We start from the raw sequence: 16609 nt of genomic DNA on the forward strand, positions 1-16609 counted from the left end.
AATAAATAGCCCTAGCAGTCTGGATTCTTTATCCAAACTGCTAGGGCTATTTTTACTAGCTTGGGCCTACCAGCTTCCTAATCGATAGACCTGATAGAGTACTAAAACGGCCAAGAGACTAAAGAGCGAGCCAATGAGATAGTATTCAGCAAAGGCGCTGTTCTTGGAAATTTTATCGTAGCGGGCGATGGATTTGGCTGTGAAGACCAAGCCCAAAGCGGCATAATTCTGGCTGACTAAGAGCAAACCTGTTATCAGACGCTCTAGTATCCCAATCGTGGCCCCTGCCCCTTCAATGGTCGCGTCATCAATCTCAATTTCAGGTTGAAAACGGCGGAAGAGAAAATGGAAAATCTGGTTAACAGGAGCTCCTAACCACAAGGCATAGAGAGCCGTCCACAGCCAGTTTGCATGGTAAGGCCAAGTCCAGCCAGCCTTCGCTGCATAAAGGCTGGCGCCAAATAAAAGTAGCGCCATCAATAGAGAAACTTGCTTGGGCTTAAGTAGCTTACCTAAGCTGGCATTCACCAGTCCTAGGCCGATTAGCAGGCCAGCTGCGACCGGATTAAGCCCCAGCAGTAAGGCGCCCCAGACCAGGTAGAGCATCCAAGGATCTAACCAAGTCAATCGCCCCTTTAAGAAAGCCCGCCCGTAAGGTCGATAATAGGATTCGATTAGGGTCCAGCCTAGCCCATAGTAGAGGCCCATTGAATAAGTCGACATCATGCGCCCTCACCTCCTTGAGCTGCCTGTCTGGCCAGATTCTCAATGGCCTGATTGAGATCATTTTTGACATCCAAGTAGAGTTTGATGCCACTCGATTTCATGCGTTTGGCGAAGGCGCTAGAAGACAGACCTAGGGCTATCGCCACCCGCTTCTGATCAAAGCGCGACTGATAGTAACCCAAGTTTAAGATAGTCCGGAAGGTTTCCATTTGCGATTGAATCCAGGATGAGCGGACAAACTCACTCAAAGCCAAACTATGATTCAAAACCGCATCCTGGTCCTCTTGCCCCGTCACTAGATAGACATGAACTGTCTCGTAATGATGTTGTTGATGAACTTGCTGAATGGCCTCACGCGCCCGCCAGTAAGCCGGGCCATCCGCCCCTAAGCTGACTGCGGGATTTATGCTGGTCAGAATTTCACCTAAGCCCAGGCCAAAACGCAGATTTAAGTCAGGCAAGGCCAGGCGAAGTTCATCAATCATTTGAAAGATAGGTGCTCCTACTTTAAGTAGTCCTTGAAATTCATCTCCCAAAGTTAAACTAAAGCATGAGGCTAGGTGGCCTTGATATCGCTCATTCAAGCCATTTAAGGCTTGGCTTAAGGCTTCTTGCATTTTGGCACGATTGGCTAAACTGCGGGACTCAATAATGTCACCAATTAAAGCATAGTATTGATTCATAGTAGCCTCCTTTCTTAAGTCCATTATAACAGACCCCTAAAATAAAGTCCATTATAATAGACCAAATGGAAGAAGTCCACTATAATAGACCAAAAACCAAGGGCCTATAAACCCTTGGTTTTATTTACGATTAGTCTTTATCTTCTAGGGTTGAGCCACGAGCAATAAATCTGTGTGGTAAGATAATTTGATGCTCTTCCACTTCTTCACTGTTCATAATCTTAGTCAAGAGACGCATTGCTACCGCACCGATATCATAGAGCGGAATTTGGATGCTGGACAACTTAGGACGTACCATTTGGGTTAACATAGAGTTGTTACCAGTAATGATTTCAAAGTCTTGTGGGACTTTTACGCCACGATCTGTCAAGGCATTGAGGACAGCTACTGCGATTTCATCGTCAGAAATGACAGCGGCATTGGCCTTCGCTGCAATCAATTGCGCCGCAATCTTATCCCCATCTGCATAAGTGAATTGCTTTTGAATGACTAAGTCTTGCTTGAATTTAGCACCAGCTTCCTTGAGGGCTTCAGTATAACCTTCTAAGCGGAAATCACGGTTAATATCAAATTCCCCAGGACCTGTCACCAAACCTACTTTACGGCCATGAGCCAAGAGCAAAGCAGTTGCCTCTTTAGTTGCTTGACGGTAGTCGATGTTAACGTTAGATAGTTCTGTATTAGATAGAATGGTCCCAGCAAAGACAACTGGTGTCCGCGTACGGCTAACTTCATGTTGGATACTTTCTTGGATGTCATTCCCCATGAAGATGATTCCGTCCACTTGTTTTGCTAACAAGGTGTTGAATACTTGTACTTCTTTCTCAGGGTTTTCATCAGAGTTGGCCAAAATAATGTTGTATTTGTACATAGACGCGATGTCATCAATCCCACGTGCTAAAGACGAGAAGAAGACATTGGTGACGTTAGGGATAATCACCCCAACTGTAGTGGTCTTCTTGCTTGCCAAGCCACGCGCGACTGCGTTAGGACGATAATCCAAGCGTTCGATAACTTCTGATACTTTTTTACGAGTTGACGGTTTAACGTTAGGGTTGCCGTTTACCACACGAGATACTGTCGCCATGGAGACGCCAGCTTCACGAGCAACGTCGTAGATGGTAATAGTTTGTTTTTCCATACCTTTTGCCTCACTTCCTAGGTAAACACTTTTGTACTCTTATAAAATACCACAAAAAAAACACTTTAGCAAGCGTTTTACTTACATTTTATCACCTATTTTATAGACTTACCTTGAAAAATGTTTTGAAAAATGAAAACTTTTCAAAAGTACATGTAAGCGAAATTTACATTAACCTGCCTCTAACTGGTTTAAAGCCTTATATAGAGCCATTTTTACCTAAGAGGCAAAAATAGGAGATAGTTGAAAATTATCTATAATTTGAACTTGGCGGATATAAGGAGGAAAATTGCTGTTTTTTTGAGAGCAAACAAATCTCGATAGAAAAGATAATAAAAAAACAGCCGAGAGGGAACTCGGCTGCAACGGATTCGGCATATCCGTATCAAGAGGGGACTTCTACAATAGGCATTAGGGGATACCTATCGTAAGAAGGGATAACTTAGTCCTTAACCTGACTAAGAAGGTTTAAATTGATTACCTATACCCATACGACTTCTGACTTGAAGCATTTAGTGATTTATCAACAATGTAAAATCGGCACGTTCACCTTGAAGTAAAAATCTAAATCTTCTATGATAAAGTTCATTAAGGGGATCATATGGACATAGATTCAATTTGTTCGAAGGGCTGCTACTGCCCTCCTTTAAATATTCCAAGAAACACTTAAAGCAAGACACTAACATCCTGTATAGACATTATACCGCATTTCCCAATATTATACATATCAAATTTTCGTTAGATGTTCACAATTACTTGAATGAAACGCGGTTTCGTGTTCCCATAAGAATGACAAAATCAATAATCATCACAACTTAAAGATTTTTACATACTCTAGTATATTTTGGGAGATAAGAAAAATAAAACAAGTATATAATCCGAAATCTTTAAAGAGAATGAATATACGATTAGGTAATAAAGTCCGTCACATTAATAGCTTGAGTCTAAGTATCTATACAATATTGTAAATCAATATACATAGCAAAAGAGACTAACCTAGGTTAGTCTCCCCTTCTATCGATTAAGCTTTTCTAGCTTGGCGCCGCTCTGCCCTTTTCTGTTTACGAGCTTCCTTCTGACGGTGCTCCTTAATTTGGTAATTGAGCTTACGTTTGTAGCCAGGCTTAACCTTCTTCTTCTTGTTACGGTTAATCATGGCTCTTACGGTTGGATCTTCCTTATCCTGCTTGGTGTCCGTCCGCTCTACACGGCGATGGCGTGACTGAGCAGGACGGATTTCGCCCTTGACTATGTCCACCTGTTGGAATTCAATGCCTTTGGCTTCTAATTCCACAATAGCCCGGTCGTCATCAGGTGTCATGAAGGTATAGGCTGTCCCAGCCAGTTGATTACGGCCTGTCCGCCCTACCCGGTGAACAAAGAATTCCAGCTCCTTAGGTAATTCCGTGTTTATGACCATGGAAATACCTGGAATGTCAATACCACGTGCAGCTAGGTCAGAAGCCACTACATATTGGAATTCTAAGTCCTTGATTTGACGCATGACCCGTTTGCGTTCACGTGGCGTTAAATCCCCATGAATAGAAGCTACCTTGAGGCCACGTTCCTTGAGGTATTGGGTCAATTCTGCTGCATACTTCTTAGTATTACAGAAGACCAAGGCAAGGAAAGGATGGCCCATGGTTAAGAGATCGTAGACCAAGGCCGAGCGGTCTCGCCCTTTGGTATTAATCAGGTAGTTATCAATCTTGCTGGCTAAGACCTCCTGAGGTTCAATTTGAATGAATTCAGGGTTGGTCACATACTTGTTGAGGAAGACCTCAAGCTGTTGAGGAATGGTCGCAGAGAAGACCATAAGTTGCAAATCTTCTGGCATGCGAGAGGCAATATCGTCGACCACTTGAAGGAAACCTAAATCCATGGTCATATCGGCTTCATCCACTACCATGATTTTGGCGGTTTGAACATGGAGGGCATGGCTTGCCATCAAGTCATAGATACGTCCAGGTGTCCCAATGACAACTTGGGGTTGGCCCGCCTGCAACTTGTCCACTTGACGTTGCTTATCCGTCCCGCCCATGTAATGAACGATCCGCAAAGGCTCTGGGCTAGTGCTAGCCAGTTGCTTAGCCGCTTGGTAGAGTTGCGTCGCTAATTCTCGGCTAGGCGCCGTAATCACCACTTGGACTTGGTCCAAACTAGGGTCTAGTTGCTGGAAGATAGGAATCAAAAAACTATGAGACTTACCTGAGCCCGTTTGCGATTGGACAATCAGGTTGCGCCCTTTGAGGGCATAGGGAATGACCGCCTCTTGCACAGGCGTTAGGCGGGAAAATCCCAGTTCCCCGAGTGCCTCCTTAATAAAAGGCGCTAGCTCGAGACTTTCAATGGTTGGCCTAGTCATAGGTCACCTCTTTCTTACTTTTGCTTATTTTGCTACCCGTTGGGCATAAGACTCCAAGGCAGCGCGGTAAATAATAGGGTTGGCGACGGTCTCTAATGGATAATAGAGACGGTCTTGGAAGGCTAATTCTTGGTCCGTCAAGCCTTGTCCAATTGCTAAGGCCAGCGTGTCAGCGTAGGATAGAATATTAGATTCTGAGCGCATTTTGGCCCCCAGAATGCGTCCTGTCTCCGCCTCAGTAATGAGCTTGAGATAGACAGGGGTTGAATCCGTTAAGGAGTAGTCAGCTGTAACTGTGATAGTCTGAACAGGCTGGGCACTGGTCCCATTGGCTTCGTGTTCCGTCTTAGCCACACTGACCACATATTGGCTGAAGATGCGTGAGCCAATGACACGCAGAGAGGTAGCTTGCTTGACGCGATTTTCCTTGAGGTTGAAGGCTGCAATCTGACCTGAACGAATGGCGTTATTAACCAAGGCGATAAAGTCACGCCCTTGATCAGCATAAGGCACTTGAACTAGGTCCCCTACCGCAAAGACATCGGTCACGCTGGTTTCTAAGTAAGGGCTGGTCCAGATGGTCTTGTCTGGATTAAGCTCAACTTGATCCGACACCAGGCTGCTATTAGGGAAGAGATTGACCCCCATGAGGATGGCATCCGCATAGATTTCATCACCATCTTCTAGGATAACTCGTAGCGGGTCAGTTTCAACAGAAGCTACCTTGCTTCCGACACGCAGGTCGACCCCCACGATTTCAATAGCGGCTTCGATTTCTTCAACAAAATCAGCATCAAAATAACGTTCAGCCAGGCTATCATTAGCTTCAATCAAAGTCACTTGCTTATTGGCGTTAACTAGGGCTTCACAGGCTTCAATCCCGATTTGCCCCCCACCGACAACCACCACATGCCCCGCGTCTTCTAAAACTTCTAAGGCATGGTGGGCAGACCCAATGTCCTTGGTCGAAATAATAGCTGGATGGTCTAAATGGGCCACTAAGTGACCGGTTTGCTTAGACCCCATGGCCAAGACGAGTTGATCATAAGGATAGTCTGTAATCACTTGAGTCTTTAGATTCTTAGCACGTAACCACTTGGCTTTCATGTCGACTTCAACCACTTGATGGCCTAGATAGAGTTGGACGCCAGCCGCCCGTACTTCCTTCTCTGAGATAAAACTAGCCGCTTCTAATTGGTCTACCTCATGATTGAGGACTAGGTTCATCCCACTTGGAATGAAACCCACTGTTTCTTGGCTATCGAAGACTTGCACTTCCATGTCCGGGTAGAGTTGCTTGGCTTGGAGCGCACAGCTTAAGCCAGCAAAAGAACCCCCTATGATAATAGTTTTTGACATGACATATCCTCCCTTAAACTTATGACTTACACACTCTTAAGTATACGCCCTTTGGCGCCCTTTTCAACCGCAAATTAGTCCGCTTGGACAAAAACCTGACGCGGTTTGGACCCGTCTTGTGGGCCGATAAAGCCCTGGGCTTCTAAATCATCAATTAGACGCGCAGCCCGGTTATATCCAATCCGGAATTTACGTTGTAATTGCGAGATAGAGATGGTCTCAAGCCCACGAATCAGCTCAACTGCTTCACCAAAGTATTCATCATCAGATGCGCTCGCTGCTCCACCAGTCTCATCATCGGATACCATCATGGTTTCATCATACTCTGCTTCCTGTTGATTCTTAACAAATTCCGTAATCTTCTCAACTTCAGAGTCAGAAATATAGGCCCCTTGGACCCGAACAGGCTTGTTCTTGCCCATAGGCTGGAAGAGCATGTCCCCACGGCCCAGTAATTTTTCTGCCCCATTGCTATCCAGGATGGTACGCGAATCAATACTTGAGGAGACAGCAAAGGCCAAACGGGACGGCACATTGGCCTTGATAATCCCGGTAATGACATCGACCGATGGCCGTTGGGTGGCAATAATCATGTGGATGCCGGCCGCCCGCGCCATTTGGGCCAGACGAATAATGGCCGATTCCACTTCATTGCTGGCTACCATCATGAGGTCGGCCAACTCGTCAATGAAGACGACAATCTTAGGCATGGCTTCATAGCCAGTCCCCTGCTCCTTGTTGTAGTTGTCTACTTGTTCATTATAACCATCAATGTTCCGCACACCCGTCGCCGCAAAAAGTTCATAGCGTCGTTCCATTTCCTGGACCACTTTGTTGAGGGCTTGGGCAGCCTTACGTGGATTGGTCACAACTGGCGCCAACAAATGAGGCACCCCATCATACATGGTTAATTCAACCTTCTTAGGGTCAATCATGAGGAATTTAACTTCATCTGGCTTAGCCTTCATAAGCAAGGAGGTGATGATGACGTTCATCCCAACCGACTTCCCGGAACCCGTCGCCCCGGCAATCAGCAAGTGAGGCATTTTGCTCAAGTCAGCCAAGCAGACCACACCCGAAATGTCGCGTCCAAGTGGAACTTCCAAAATGTGCTTGCTTTCTAGAGCTGCATCAATGATTTCCCAGAAGGAAACTGGACTAACCTGGGTGTTGGGTACTTCAATCCCAATTAAGGACTTGCCCGGAATTGGGGCTTCCATACGGACATCGCGAGCCGCAAGCGCCAGGGCAATATCATCAGATAAGGAGACAATCTTGCTGACCTTAACCCCGATGGCTGGCTGAATTTCATACTTGGTAACAGACGGGCCTAAGTTGGCCTTAACCACCTTAGCCTGAACACCGAAACTCTCGAAGGTCCGCTCTAACTTGGCGATGTTCTCATTAATACGGGCGTATTCTTCCGACTGGTCAACAGGTGGTATTTTCTTAAGTAAGTTCTTACCAGGCAATTGATAAGGTTTATGAGCCCGCGGTTTCTTGGTGACCACTGGCGCCTGAGGCCCTTCTTGTTCCGACATTTGATCTAATTGGCTGTCCAAGTCATCCCGAGTTAAGTCAGCGCGCTCATGAGCTTGGGCCTGCCAATGGCCGGCAGCAGCATCTGGTGCTAGCGCTGGTGACTTACTTGGTTCAAGTTCTGGCTCGACCGACGCTAAGTCTGATACTGGAGCTGGCTCTATATCGAAGATATTGTCTTCTGACTCCCAGCCCGCCTCTGCTTGATGCGCGTTGGCTATAACGATTGGCACCGTGTCTTCTTGGGCGTCTTGGCCTTCTAGATAATCTAAATCTAAGACAGGGGCCTGAGATCTATTAGTCTCCTCCTCATCCCAGTTGGCTAGTGGACGGCGTCTGAGGCGATTAGGCAGATTGTGATCCGCATCCTCTAATCCCGGCTCTTGATCTTCCTCTTCGACAAAGCCAAAGAAACGCTCAGATAGTGATAATTTCCGACTCGAAGATCTGTTTGGAGCTTGTGGAGCGGCTTCTACATCATCTTCTGAATAGAACACTTGTTTAGCTGGCTCTTCCTCTATCCCATGACTTGGAGGGAAGAGGCGCCGGCTGAGACCTTGAATACCTGTCCTTATACGGGCAAACAAGCCCTGCCAAGCTTGCCATGGCAAATTGAGCAAGAGGGAGAATCCTGCTAGGAAGAGGATAACAACCAGCAAGTAGGTGCCCCATTTACCAAAGAGGTAACCAAAGGTCGCATAGGTCATGGCCCCCAGCATACCGCCCCCCATTGGGACGCGGACTTGGCCCATCAAGACTTCATTACGGAAAATCTGATAGGTCATAGAAAAAATAGACTGCGGCAGTGGTTCCTGACCGATAAATTGGTTGACATGCAGTAGACTAGTTAGAGCCGTCAAGGTCATGGCGCCACCTAGGAAATGCTGGAGACGGACCACAAAGAGTTGGCCTTTGACTAGCATATAGAGGCCTAAGGCCAAGATAGGCGCTAGTAGTAGCGCATAGGTCTCCCCAACTAGAAGTCGGAAGCCATTAACAATCAGAGCACCTAGCGCCCCCCATTGAAAGAGCCCTAGCAGAGCTACAAAACTTATCATAATCCCCAGAATCAAATAGGTGGTATGTTCAGAGAGATTTAGGGCATGGTGCTGACGACTTGCTTGGGTCTTCTTGCCAGGTCTTGAACCTGTTTTTTTCTTGGTGGTCGTCTTTTTCTTCGGCGCCATAGGGTCCCCTCCTTCATCAATTAGTAAAAATGTTCATCACTCACTATTATAGCATAAAATCCCTTAAATAGCATGAGTGAGCCCGACTCATCTAAGCAAAAAACGAGGGGAAATCACTCCCCTCGTCCCAATCTTCTATTAAGCCAGTATACTAGCAAGCTAGCCTTCAGGCACCTGTTGGGTCAGAATGCGTGGTCCTTCCTTGGTAATAACTAAGGAATGTTCATACTGGGCACAATTTCCCCCATCGCGGGTGCGTGCCGTCCAACCGTTATTGTCCATCTTCATTTGCCAAGTACCAGTCGTAATCATTGGCTCAATGGTGATAGTCATGCCTTCCTTGAGGCGCAAGCCCTTGCCCTTGGTCCCGTAATGTGGGATACCTGGTTCTTCGTGGATGGTTGGACCAATGCCGTGGCCGATAAAGTCACGGACTACCCCGTAACCCTTAGCTTCAGCATAAGTTTGAATAGCGTGGCCGATGTCTCCAATGCGATTGCCCACTTGAGCCGCTTCAATTCCCTTATAGAGTGCTTCCTTGGTAACTTCCATAAGGGCTTGATTCTCAGGGCTGACCTGACCAACTGCATAGGTCCAGCAAGAATCTGAAATAGCCCCTGCCAAATCCACACAGAAGTCTACTTTGACGATATCGCCATCTTTAAGCACATAATTGGATGGAAAACCATGGCAGATTTCGTCATTGACACTGGTACATGTCGCATATTTATAGCCTTCATAGCCAATTTGAGCAGCGACTGCCCCGGCAGCTTCAATCTTGTCTTGAACAAACTTGTCTACTTGAGCTGTTGTTAGACCTGGTTTAATAAAGTCACGCAACTGGACATGAATACCCGCCAAAATCTCGCCGGACTTAGCCATAGCATCGATTTCACGCGGTGATTTTAAGGTAATCATGGATTAGATACACTCCTTCTTAGGCTAAGTCAACCGGCTGGTTCCAGACAAACTGAACCAGACAGGCAACTTTATCCTTACTTAGATTATAAATTTGATGGTCGGTCACCCATTGCTGGTCGCTCAGAGGGACCAGCTGGCTTCGAATCTCAACTTGGTCGCTAGGCAGGAGTTCACTGCCGTACTTGATATAACAACTAGAGTATGGCGCTTGACTAGCTAATTGGTCTAGGGCCCAGCCAATATAGACCAGATTGTTAACATGACCATTTTCGTCGATGACCTCTGGCGTAATAGCTAAAGGCGACGTCTTGCTTTCTTGAACTTGGTCCCCTTCCCATTTTACCGGATCAAAATGAGCTGGCTCTTCTTCTGCTATGACCAAATTGGCCTCTTGGAAAGACTCAATTGGTAAGCGCACAATCCGGCGCTTATCCAAGTCCAAGATGACATATTGGGCTTCCACAATGGCCAGCAGCCGGTCCCCTTCATAGAAGCGAAAGCGGCGATTACAGAAGAAACGGTTGGCTTCGCAGAGCAAGGTTTCTACCCTTAAGTCTTCCTGACCCTGATATCGATCTACTAGCTCCAATCGGTATTGCGTAACAATCCAAGATTGGGTCTCGCTGACAAAGGCATAGTTGAGTTGGGTCCGAACCACTTGGTCATGGGCGCCAGAGGTGATAAGAGCATAACGAATCATACGCTGGGGTTCAATAATCCCCTGCTTGTGGACTATTTCTTGACGTGGGAAAAACTTAGAAAAGCGGGTTTGAACCATAGAACACCTCTTTATTGCTTACTTGAGACCGTTAAATTAACCAGTAACCAGGCTAGACCTAGGAATAGCCCTGCCCCCAAGAAACTTGGAATAGGCGCAAATCCGTAGATGGCAGGCCCTAGCTTGAACCAAAAATAATTACCAATCCAGGCACCAATTAAGCCGGCTACCATGAAGCGACTTCTGCTTTCAGGTAGCTCATGGTAGAGTAATGCCATGAGCCAGCCCAGGAAGACGCCAACTAATAAAGATATTACCATTATCTCGCCTCCAGCTCAAGTCTTAACGCATGGTAACAAACTCTTCCGAACCGGTTGGATGAATGGCGATGGTGGCATCGAAGTCAGCCTTGGTCGCCCCCATCTTAATGGCCACCGCAAAACCTTGCAGCATTTCATCCACTCCTTCACCAATGGCATGGAGGCCGACAATCTTCTCTTCAGGGCCATGGCAGACCAGCTTAAACTTAGAAGGAACATTGAGCCCAGCAGCCCGTTGATACATGGAGTTGAACTGGCTAGTGTAGACTTTAAGATTGTCTGCCCCGAATTTAGCTTCTGCTTCTTCTTGAGTGTAACCCACTGTGGCAATAGCCGGGTGGGAGAAGACAACTGTTGGAATTTGGCTGTAGTCAATGGCGGCTGAGGCTGCCCCATTGAAGAGAAATTCTGCCACATGACGGCCTGCGCGGATAGCGACCGGCGTCAAGGCTGGGCGACCGATTACATCCCCTACTGCATAAATATGTGGGACGACCGTCTGATGTTGGTCATTGACTTGGATAATGCCTCGTTCATTGACTTGAATGTCGGTATTTTCCAAGCCTAGAGCGTCGGAATTAAGAGCCCGACCAATGGCTGCAATGACCCGATCCACTACTAAGACTACTTGACCTTGAGACAAGCATTCAATCTTGCCATCCTGGCGACGACGATATTCGTCGAACTGGGTATGAACGTGTAAAGTTGGGCCATGTTCTGCCATGGTATCCAACAAGGCTTGGCTAAGCATGGAATCAAATTTACGTAATGGGCGGTCATAGCGGACTACTAAGTGAGACTCTACCCCCAAAGCGTGTAAGACACCGGCCAACTCTACCGCAATATAGCCAGCCCCCACAACAGCAACGGATTGAGGCAGATCTTGCCATTCGAAGAAGGAATCAGACGTATCCAAGAGCTCGTGGCCTGGCACTTGTGGCACCGCTGGACGGCCACCTGTGGCAATCATAAAGTAAGCAGCTGAATAGTTTTGACCGTTAACTTGAACCGTATGGTTATCGATGAATTTAGCATAGCCCTTAATGTAATCAATGCCATTATTCAACAAACCACGTTCATAGCTAGCGCGGGCATTGGCCACATAAGTATCACGAGCCTTAACAAATTCCTGGTAGTTAAATTGATAGTGAACATCTTGGAAACCATAGCCTGGCCCTACTTGGTTCATAACATCGGCCATATGAGCCGCATACCAAGTGATTTTCTTAGGCACGCAGCCTTCGTTGACACAGGTTCCTCCTAAGCGTTTGCCTTCTATCAAGGCTACCTTGGCGCCGTACATAGCCGCGCGATTGGCTGTCGCCACACCGCCACTACCACCACCAATTACAATTAAATCATAGTTTGCAGTCATGCAAATACCTCCTTATAATCTCTACCCTTCTATACTACACCATTTGGGCCAAAATCCCTTCTATAATGCTCAAAAAGCGGGAGACAGGCTCCCGCTTTCTATTAGCTATAAGTCAATCCAATAACGACACAAGAGATTGCCGTCTGCTTCCGTCACCAGATTTTCCAAAACCCCGCCATTCTTCTCAATAACGCGTGCTGAACCTAGATTGGTCTTGTCACAGGTAATCAGTAGTCTCTGGAGCCCTTCTTGACGGGCCTTATCTAGAGTTAAGGCCAAAAGTTGGGTGCCATAACCCTGGCCCCAGCAATCTGGCGCGATTGAGTAACCGACATGACCACCGAACTGACGTAAGTAATCCGTTAATTCAAGCCGCAAATTACTTAGACCAACCAAGCGATCACTGGCGCCATCCTGAGTGGCCTGCTCCATCACTAACCATATTTTGGCTGGCGCGTAGCCCTCAGGAAGCGTCTCACGTTTGGTCATGGCCACTTGTCTTTGATGCCAAGCCGCCATATCGTCATATTTCTCAAGGTCGCCACAACCATGGGCGACTAATTGACGATTGAGATAGGCCTGACGATAGGCTGCTAGTGCCGGATAATCAGCTGGACTAATCTCCTTAAGATACAAGTTACTCATCATAAGCCTCCTTTTCACCTCTACTAGCCATTAGCTTGTTGTAGCTGCATACGATACATTTCAGCATAGCGTCCGTCTTGGGCCAGCAAGGCTTGGTGATTGCCGCGTTCCACAATCTGGCCTTCATGTAAGACCAAAATTAAATCAGCGTCTTGAATAGTCGACAGACGGTGGGCAATGATAAAGGTGGTCCGCCCCTGGCTCACGACCTTCATGGCATGCTGGATGATTTCTTCCGTCTCCGTATCAATATGGGAGGTTGCCTCATCCAGAATCAGAATCTTAGGATCTGCTGCCAAGGTCCGGGCAAAACTAATCAGTTGGCGTTCGCCACTGGAATAGGTAGCCCCTTTTTCAAAGACAGGAGCCTGAATGCCTTCTGGCAGGCGACTGACCATATCCTTGGCCCCAACCCGCTCCAGAGCTTGCCAGACGGCCGCATCATCAATGGCCTCATTCCCCATGGTCACATTGGAAGCAATAGTTCCAGTGAAAAGATACGGGTCTTGGAGCACAATCCCCATTTCCTTACGAACACTCTCACGGGAATAATCGCCAATGACTTGTCCATCAATAAGAATCTGGCCTTCTTGAGGGTCATAGAAGCGGAACAAGAGGTTAATCATGGAACTCTTACCCGAGCCTGTATGCCCCACCAAGGCAATGGTCTGACCTGGCTGAGCTAGCAGATTCAAATCCTTCAAGACAGGTTGACCTGGCACATAGGCGAAATGGACATCTTTGAACTCGACTTGACCTTGAGTCACTACCAAGTCTCGGTCTAGCTCCACTTCCTGCTCCGCGTCCAGTAATTCCAGGACCCGTTGGCCGGTTGCCACTGATTGCTGAATCTGAGAGAATTGCCGGACAAAGTTATTGAGGTTCATGAAGAGACGATCCAAGTAGTTGATGTAGATAAAGAGCTGGCCGACTGTTATAGCCAGTGTCTGGCCTAAAAATTGATAACCCACCACGGCCAAAATCAAGGCAACAAAGGACCGGTTGAGCAATTCACCCAAGCTCCAGGAGACCGTAGAGTCCACGCGAATCCATTTTAGGGCTGCTTGGTACATCTGCTCTACGATTGTTTGAAAACGGGATTTGAAGCTGGATTCTATGTGAGAAAGCTGAATCATGACACTGCCGTTCATGGTTTCATTGACCTGGGAATTGACCTCACTCTGAGCTTCGAAGAAAACCTTCATAGCCTGAGAGACTTGGCGGCTGTAGAGCACATACCAGAAATAAAAGAGTGGTAAGAGCAGTAAAAGGGCCAAGCCGATATACCAGTTCAAGCTAAAGATAAAGACATAAATAATGATTACCTGAGCCAAATTAAGAAAGGCTTGAGACATGATACCACCGTAGAAGTTGCTTCTAAGGGTCTCCGTGTCATTAATAATGCGAGAGGAAACCTTGCCGGCTGGCTTATCATCAAAATATGAGACCGGCAGATTCTGCATGACATCGAAGGCCTTATTGCGGATGTATTCCACTATACGGTTGGCACATGACATTAAGATAATACTAGCAAAATAGCCAATAATCGAAGCTAAGGCAATCAAGCCTACATAGAAGCCCAGATGTTGCAACATAGCTGCCCTATCCAGTTCCTTGCCCTGATTGAAGACAGGCGTGAGCACCTGGTCAATGACTCTTTGAATTTCTAAGGGGGCATAGTTTTGAATAATGGTCCCCCCGCCCAAGAGCACTAGGCCTAGGAGGAATAGACGCCACTCTACTTTGACCAATCGAAATAATCTTAATGGGACACTCATGCCATCACCTCCTCTTCTGAGACTTCTTCATTTAGGCGTTGGCGCCATGCTTGTTCAGCATACCAACCGCCTAGGGCCATGAGATCTTCTGCGCGCCCTTCTTCTACAATGCGGCCTTGGTCTAGGACCACAATCCAATCGGCATGCTCCACAGCTGATAAGCGATGGGTAGTAATAATATTGGTCTTACCGGCTCGTAGAGTTTGGATATTTTCAATAATAATACGTTCAGTCCGCGCATCAACTGCCGATAAGGCATCATCTAAGATGAGGAGCTCTGGTTCCTTAATCATGGCGCGGGCGATGGAGATACGTTGCTTCTGACCGCCTGAAATAGCCACCCCTTTCTCCCCAATTAGAGTGTCGTAGCCCTCCGACATACGTTCTAAGTCTTGGCTAAAGGCTGCAATGGCCACCGCAACATCCACTTGTTTCTGACTGGCAGAAGGATTACCCAAGAGAATATTCTCCCTTACGGTACGTGAAAAGAGTAAGTGTTCTTGCGGTACATAACCAATCAGCTTTTCCATATCGTGACGATTAAAATCACTGATGGGTCGGTTGTTGACTAAGAATTCTCCCTGACCAATGGGATACTGGCATAGGAATTGGCGAACCAGGGTGGTCTTGCCGCTACCTGTCTTACCGACAATCCCCAGGGTCTGGCCTTTCTTAAGACGCAGATGAATGTGACGGAGACTGTCTTCAGAAGCTCCTTGATAGCGGAAACTATAATCAGCTAGGCTCAGCTCCTCTAGGTCACTTAGCCTTTGAGTCCCTTGACTGGCCAAATCATCGCTAGCTTCCAATAATTCTTGGATCTTACCATGGCTGACTTTGGCATTTTGATAGACAACAATCAAATCGGTTAAGGACCAGAGCGGTTCAGCCAGTGAAAGTGAATAGAGTTGCAAAGCAATAATTTGGCCCAAGGTCAAATGCCCTGCCGCCATTTCCAGTCCCCCTACGCCAATGACTAAGGCCGCAGTCAGGGACATAATGGTAATGGATAGGCGCCCAAACGCCGCTTGGTAGTAGATAATCCGGATAGCCTTGCTGGCTAAATCGCGCGTTTTTGCCTGGAAACGTTGACTGGATTCTTGTTTGTTACCGTAAGCGCGCGTCACTCGAATGCCTTCTATGACCTCTAAGACCTCATTACTAAGGGAAGCAACCGCATCGCGTTGTTGCGTCACGGCTTCTTCTTGTCGACGCGTTAAGATTACAAGAGGAAGCAGGATGAGACTAGAAGGAATAAGCGCTAAGAGGGTCACCTTCCAAGAAATAGATAGCATAATGGGAATAATGATAAAGTAGGTACCCGCGGATAAGAGAAAGCCCATTAAGCCATAGCCCATAAAATCCTCAATTCCCCTAACATCAGAAGTAAAGCGAGTCATCATGTCGCCTGAACGGAACTTCTCAAAAAATTGAATCCGCATGCTGATGATCTTCTGGTAGAGATTGAGCTTGACTTCCTTGATATAGAATGCCGATTGACTAAAGAGTCGACTCATCCATAGATATTCAGATGTGTATTGAGCCACCGACACCACCAAGATAATGCCAATGAAGAGTGCCAGACTCTGCCCCGTCAGCGAGTGGTCGGCCATGGCATCAATAATGGCCTGAGTCACGCGCGTAGGAATGACCCACAAGATATAGTTGGCAATAATGGAAAGCAGAATAATCAGGTAAGTTATCGGATAACGTTTAATAAATTGCCACATGGCAGCTAACATAAAAATCCCCCTTAATATAGATCGATAGGTAAAAGTCCCCTAATAGACGCACAAAAAAGACCCTAAGATGGACAGTACAAGGCACAGAATCTAGTCCTGGTCCTTGCCAC

At 46.9% G+C, this 16609-nt stretch carries 13 protein-coding genes; all 13 read right to left on the bottom strand.

The window, feature by feature from the left end; all coding sequences use genetic code 11:
• Window positions 1–66 precede the first annotated feature (66 nt).
• The 13 genes from RWO08_RS04535 to RWO08_RS04595 all read right to left on the bottom strand — a co-directional run bounded on the left by RWO08_RS04535 (window position 67) and on the right by RWO08_RS04595 (window position 16499).
• A complete protein-coding gene (locus RWO08_RS04535; protein ID WP_314211329.1) occupies window positions 67–726 on the bottom strand; it encodes a hypothetical protein in 660 nt (219 codons plus the stop codon).
• Window positions 723–1409, bottom strand: a complete 687-nt coding sequence (locus tag RWO08_RS04540; RefSeq protein ID WP_314211330.1) for a SatD family protein — start codon at window positions 1407–1409, stop codon at window positions 723–725. The genes RWO08_RS04535 and RWO08_RS04540 overlap by 4 nt, the downstream gene beginning before the upstream one ends.
• Window positions 1410–1539: 130 nt before the next feature.
• A complete protein-coding gene (ccpA, locus tag RWO08_RS04545) occupies window positions 1540–2550 on the bottom strand; it encodes a catabolite control protein A (RefSeq protein WP_070755057.1) in 1011 nt (336 codons plus the stop codon).
• Between the two features lie 1021 nt (window positions 2551–3571).
• Window positions 3572–4915 (bottom strand): DEAD/DEAH box helicase, encoded by a 1344-nt coding sequence (locus tag RWO08_RS04550; protein WP_314211331.1) that lies wholly within the window; start codon window positions 4913–4915, stop codon window positions 3572–3574.
• 24 nt (window positions 4916–4939) lie between these two features.
• A complete protein-coding gene (locus RWO08_RS04555; RefSeq protein WP_314211332.1) occupies window positions 4940–6274 on the bottom strand; it encodes an FAD-dependent oxidoreductase in 1335 nt (444 codons plus the stop codon).
• 74 nt (window positions 6275–6348) lie between these two features.
• Window positions 6349–9000, bottom strand: a complete 2652-nt coding sequence (locus tag RWO08_RS04560; RefSeq protein ID WP_314211333.1) for a DNA translocase FtsK — start codon at window positions 8998–9000, stop codon at window positions 6349–6351.
• Between the two features lie 159 nt (window positions 9001–9159).
• The gene (gene map / locus RWO08_RS04565; RefSeq protein ID WP_070755060.1) at window positions 9160–9918 is read right to left on the bottom strand and encodes a type I methionyl aminopeptidase; all 759 of its coding nucleotides are present in this window, start codon (window positions 9916–9918) and stop codon (window positions 9160–9162) included.
• 19 nt (window positions 9919–9937) lie between these two features.
• On the bottom strand, window positions 9938–10699 hold the full coding sequence (locus tag RWO08_RS04570; RefSeq protein WP_314211334.1) for an acyl-ACP thioesterase domain-containing protein: 762 nt from the start codon (window positions 10697–10699) through the stop codon (window positions 9938–9940).
• An 11-nt stretch (window positions 10700–10710) separates the two neighbouring features.
• Window positions 10711–10959 carry a hypothetical protein gene (locus RWO08_RS04575; protein ID WP_023391973.1) on the bottom strand — a complete coding sequence of 83 codons (249 nt, stop codon included), beginning with the start codon at window positions 10957–10959 and terminating at the stop codon, window positions 10711–10713.
• Window positions 10960–10981: 22 nt separating this feature from the next.
• Window positions 10982–12334, bottom strand: a complete 1353-nt coding sequence (gene gorA, locus RWO08_RS04580) for a glutathione-disulfide reductase (protein WP_314211335.1) — start codon at window positions 12332–12334, stop codon at window positions 10982–10984.
• Window positions 12335–12439: 105 nt separating this feature from the next.
• Window positions 12440–12979, bottom strand: a complete 540-nt coding sequence (locus RWO08_RS04585; protein ID WP_314211336.1) for a GNAT family N-acetyltransferase — start codon at window positions 12977–12979, stop codon at window positions 12440–12442.
• Window positions 12980–13002: 23 nt separating this feature from the next.
• Window positions 13003–14757 carry an ABC transporter ATP-binding protein gene (locus RWO08_RS04590; protein WP_314211337.1) on the bottom strand — a complete coding sequence of 585 codons (1755 nt, stop codon included), beginning with the start codon at window positions 14755–14757 and terminating at the stop codon, window positions 13003–13005.
• Window positions 14754–16499, bottom strand: coding sequence for an ABC transporter ATP-binding protein (locus tag RWO08_RS04595; RefSeq protein ID WP_314211338.1), 1746 nt, complete (start codon window positions 16497–16499; stop codon window positions 14754–14756). The genes RWO08_RS04590 and RWO08_RS04595 overlap by 4 nt, the downstream gene beginning before the upstream one ends.
• Between the last annotated feature and the right edge of the window lie 110 nt (window positions 16500–16609).

It is taken from the genome of uncultured Abiotrophia sp. (assembly GCF_963520105.1).
In the GTDB taxonomy this organism is placed as follows: domain Bacteria; phylum Bacillota; class Bacilli; order Lactobacillales; family Aerococcaceae; genus Abiotrophia.